Raw genomic sequence first — 4,645 nt, forward strand, 5'->3', positions numbered from 1 at the left:
GTGGCAAAAGTTTTAATTAAAAAAATCGTTTACGTTTTGGTCATTGATCTTGTTTGGATCAACCGTAGTTAATGGGTTCTTGTAAAAGCTTTCCCTGATTCGAAGAATTAACTAAGAGAAAAATCGTGCTCGGAGAGTAGATATAATGCGTTTTTGCTAAAAGGAAAAGTCATCATCTCAACCAAAAGATACATCTGAAAAGTATACCTGCTGATACTGCTTTGATGGGTGGTTTCATGGCGTTTTGGTCGGAAATCCTTGCATTTAGAGCAGAATTTTCCGAAAATATTGTGAAATACCAATGTCCGCCTGTCGTTAGTGTACAAAAATTACACGTATCCCGACACTACCCCACCTGCGCCCCTAACGTTGCCTGGCCAAACCGCAGGCTGAAATTAGTATCCTTACTTCAGCCTGCAATTTTTGCTGGCGGTCCCGTTAGCCCCTTTCTGGAATCATTTAAACCTTGCTTTTTAATGTCATCTTTCTTAATTAAGAATCCCACCAAACATCCTTCCGGGTGTGTGGGGAGACTACCCTGAGTTGGTTTCCGACTCAGGGTTTTTATTTCTCCTCAAAAAAAGCTGTGACAAACATCAATCCCTATCAAGAAAATCCCTTAGAGGCCAAACATGAAAGCCATTTTGGAGGTCACAATTTGTGACCCCAAATTTTCCACACTTGACAGCTTTCCATTAATCCTATATTCTTTACTTCTTGACTCTAACGGTTAAATTAACTATTTTATGCACTCAAAAGTCGAAAGGAGCCAAACCATGCCATTGGCCAAAGTTAGTACCAAGCACCAGATAACCATACCCAAAGAGGTCTTTGATGGCCTGGGTTTGGAGCCAGGCGATTTGCTGGAAGTGACTCTACAAAACGGCGAGGGGCGCATTATCCCCCAGCAGATAATGGCCAAGGCTACCGCGCCAAAACTTTCAGCAGCCGAACAAAAGACCCTGAAGAACGCTCAAAAAAAGATTGAAACTATTGCCAACGACAAGCTCAACTCGCGGGGTCTGACCAAAGCAGAAATCAAAGTCGCAGCTAAAGTCGGATTGATTGACCCAGACCAAGCTTACTATTGGGCTGAGGAATGGCAAAAAGATATGCGCGAATCCGAGCGCGATATTAAAGCGGGCCGCGTCAAGACGTTCGACAATGTTGAGGCCTTAGTTAAAGACCTCAAAACTGCATGAAATTTGATAGAACTGAGCGCTTCAAAAAACAGTACCAAAAATTACCCCAGCAAATCCAAAGGTTGACCAACCAAAAGCTGGGGTTTCTTTTAGAGAACTTAAATCACCCGTCGCTCAGGGTCAAAAAATACAAAGGTGAGAAAGACGTTTGGGAAGCCAGCATTACCATGAACTATCGCCTGACTTTTCGCATAGAACAAGATACCTACATCCTGCTGGCCATTGGTACACATAAAGAGATTTTAGGACGGTAAGCCCATTTTAATGAGTTGCACCCACTAATTTATTTTATTTAAAGAAGCACCTTTTTTGGCGAAAATAACATGTCCCAAGCATTTTGCCCACACTGTCAAGCTTTCAAGAACATGGGGATGACTGTTTTGCGAAGAAAATTGATCAGCCCTGACGGCAAGACCAAGGAAATCGAAACTAAAACCTTTCATTGCGAAAGCTGTTTTACCTTTGTCCGAAGTGAGGATACTGAGGTTGCCAAAACATAAAACCCAAGCGGCAAATCGGTTTCACAACAAAGGACGATAAATAATCCATTGCACACTTTGTCTAAAGTACCAACCAACTTAACGAAAGTTACTCTTAATCTGTGTCCATGATGTGTAGCTCGGCTCGACACTGGTTATTACAGGATATGTCTCGCCATTTACAAAAGCACTTTTCAAGGCCAGTCTTTGATTAGTTGCACTCTGCCGAATAATCCCAACATTAGCTGCAAATTGATACACAAGACTCGCTCCGGAATTATTATCTGTGATAACAAATTCTAATACATCGGGGAAAGTTCCTGCCGGAACTGCCAGGGAATCTCTCTGGCTGCAAAGCTCTACAACCACTGTTCCAGTAGCACCTGGTGGGATAAAACTTAGGCTATCACCTACTTCAGCTGCCAGGTCGAAAACTGCATGCTCAGATGAATCGCATGTAAAAAACATTCTTAATTGACGCAGGGAATCCACGCGGATAAAGTTCGAGTAAGCAGTAATGCATTGGCCATTCTGAAGTTGGTAATAAAGATTACCCTTTAAGATCAGTGAGTCCGTAATGAGGACCTCAAAATCGGGTGTGCCAGGTGCAAACTGTTCGTCATAAGTCCATGAATTCCCGACCCGCAATGGAAAATAATCGACGCTGTCTTGAGGCATAAGTACACGATTTGATACTTTGTTCAGTCCGCCCGTTCGGTCGTGGAATGAAGTGATCTGCCAGCTATCCTCGTTATTGCTCATAAACTCCAGTATCACCTCACCCTCGGCAGTCATTGGCGGCGCAGAAGCCAGTTGCGCAGTAACCCGGTAGCGATATGCTAACAACAGGCTGCTATCGCTCTGTGTTTCACTTCCCAAACTGTGCATATCGAGTTCGAGTGCAGTGACTTCGGCAAACATCCTGCTGTGAATACGTCTCTCGCTTTCGAAGTCCCACAACAGGGTCTCGCCATCGAGGAATGTGCTATGAGGGGCAAAACTGCTGAGGTAGCGCTCCAAATCCCGCTCTTCATAAGCCGTCCTCATGTTGACGACGACATCTTCGGGCGTGTGGAACGTATACTCAGGATCAACACTAGTGGGCTGGCCGCAGCCCGTAAGCAGTAAAAGCATCAGCATGAAATAGGAGATTTGCTGTGCCGTTTGAAATTTTCTAGAAGTATTATCTATCTGTTTAGCCATTTTCTGACCTCACAAGCTATTTGGACAATAATAAACGGTAAGATATGCCGGTGCAGGCGGGCTCCTTGAAGAAACCGTTACTATGACAAAACTGCGATTTTGATTGTAAAATCTTTTTAACGCGGCTAGAACCGATTTTGTGCTTCCCATTATCATCTTCCCCTCCACCAGTCGGACTTTAGATTACCAGCGGTGCATCAATAGGCGGAGTGTTAAAAGCAAATTGCTGCAAGGGGCAACAGCAGTGGTGATATCAAAAAGTTAAATAAAGAAATTGCAAAGTCAACAAAAAAATGTTGCATTTTTCGAATTCTAGTGGAATGTTTATTTAATTTTTTGAACGCTTTTTATTTTTAAGTGTATGACCAAATAAACGTGACTCGAAATTTATTGGAGGAGTCATGCCAATACCGAATGCCTTTTTTGGGGTTGTTGTTACATTAAGTTTCGTGATGCAGTCTTTTGCGCAATCCCAGTGAAACCTGAGAAGGTTTGCAACTTCAGTGTATGATACTGCGGCAAGGTAGATGAGTAACAAAAGATAGCAGTCGCTCACAACACAGTTTTTGAACCGATGTAGTCGGGAATTTCTCCTTTGTATCTAAAAAGAAATTTGACCAATCGTGACATCCATTTTTTCTGTAAACGCACGTAGTATTGATCTGCAGCGCGCCGGGCGCCAAGCAGCATACTTGGATAGGCATGGATGGTATCGGCAATTTTCGAGAGTTTAAGTCGGTTTTTCATTGCAAGGGTGTATTCGTTAATGAGCTCGCCTGCTTGATAACCCACCACGTGTGCTCCCAGTATCTTGCCGCCAGACGTGTGGAGCATCACCAATCCCTCCTCTTCGTGCTCCGTGACTGCTCGATCAATTTTTGAATAGGGCAATTCAATGGTATCAAATTTAACATTTTCTGATTCAAGCTCGCTCGCTGTTTTGCCAACATGAGCGCATTCCGGATCTGTATATGTGACCCAGGGAACAACATCTTGTTCATATTTTATCATCGGAATTTTGAAGGTGGCGTTTATGGCTGCAGCTTTGGCCATATTTTCTGCGACATGAGTGAACTTCATCCATGTTGTGATGTCGCCACAAGCGAAAATGTGTTTGACATTTGTTCGACAATAGCGGTCTACAGGAATGCCGTGTTTATCATAAGTCACTCCCGCTTTTTGTAAGTTGAGATTTTCCAGATTGGGTTTCCTGCCAACTGCAATCAAAAGGGCATCGGTGATTATTTTAGTTGTCTTCCCTGGGAGCGGCCCAACGTCCAGTTGGTAGGTGCTATTTTTTTTATAAATGTTATGAATGGTTTGTTCAAGGTGGAACGTCACCCCCAATCCTTCTAATTTATCCTTTGCAAATTGGGTGCATTTCGGCTCGTCGCGAATCAGAATCTGCGGGTCGAGGGCTATCACGGTCACTTTACTTCCCAGTAGAGTGAAGGCTTGTGCCATCTCCACACCAATGGGGCCGCTTCCTAATATCGTCAAATGTTTTGGCTGCTTTGTTAATTCAAAGATGGTTTCATTGGTCAAATAAGGTATTTTATCGAGACCTTTTATTGGAATAACCCAAGGGGCGCCACCTGCTGTCATAATTGCAGATCGAAATGAAATAGTGTCTGTACCATTTTTGCCCCAGACTTCTATTGAATGGTCATCTTTGAAAGTTACCTTGCCTTCGATAAGTTCGACGCCGCGTTCTTGCATGATGTCAGGTGAGTCCGCATCTTCATAGATTTTTTGACGAAC

General features: G+C 43.4%; 4 protein-coding genes. 2 read left to right on the forward strand and 2 right to left on the reverse strand.

Translation table 11 applies throughout. The features are described from left to right. Nucleotides 1-776: 776 nt before the first annotated feature. A complete protein-coding gene (locus tag IH879_20080) occupies nt 777-1,202 on the forward strand; it encodes an AbrB/MazE/SpoVT family DNA-binding domain-containing protein (protein ID MCH7677227.1) in 426 nt (141 codons plus the stop codon). Next, nucleotides 1,199-1,456 carry a hypothetical protein gene (locus tag IH879_20085; GenBank protein ID MCH7677228.1) on the forward strand — a complete coding sequence of 86 codons (258 nt, stop codon included), beginning with the start codon at nt 1,199-1,201 and terminating at the stop codon, nt 1,454-1,456. Before IH879_20080 ends, IH879_20085 begins: the two co-directional genes overlap by 4 nt. A gap of 324 nt (nt 1,457-1,780) precedes the next feature. Here the strand turns inward: IH879_20085 and IH879_20090 are convergent, their stop codons facing one another. Beyond that, on the reverse strand, nt 1,781-2,884 hold the full coding sequence (locus IH879_20090; protein MCH7677229.1) for a hypothetical protein: 1,104 nt from the start codon (nt 2,882-2,884) through the stop codon (nt 1,781-1,783). Between the two features lie 552 nt (nt 2,885-3,436). After that, nucleotides 3,437-4,645, reverse strand: a 1,209-nt coding sequence (locus IH879_20095; protein MCH7677230.1) for an NAD(P)/FAD-dependent oxidoreductase, incomplete at its 5' end; no start/stop codon positions are given.

Source organism: candidate division KSB1 bacterium, from assembly GCA_022562085.1.
Taxonomy (GTDB): Bacteria; Zhuqueibacterota; Zhuqueibacteria; order Oceanimicrobiales; family Oceanimicrobiaceae; genus Oceanimicrobium.

Excerpts from the sequence above, each read along its gene's own strand:
- IH879_20085 (MCH7677228.1), top strand. The coding sequence starts at position 1,199 with ATGAAATTTGATAGAACTGAGCGCTTCAAAAAACAGTACCAAAAATTA.
- IH879_20080 (MCH7677227.1), top strand. The coding sequence starts at position 777 with ATGCCATTGGCCAAAGTTAGTACCAAGCACCAGATAACCATACCCAAA.
- IH879_20090 (MCH7677229.1), bottom strand. The coding sequence starts at position 2,884 with ATGGCTAAACAGATAGATAATACTTCTAGAAAATTTCAAACGGCACAG.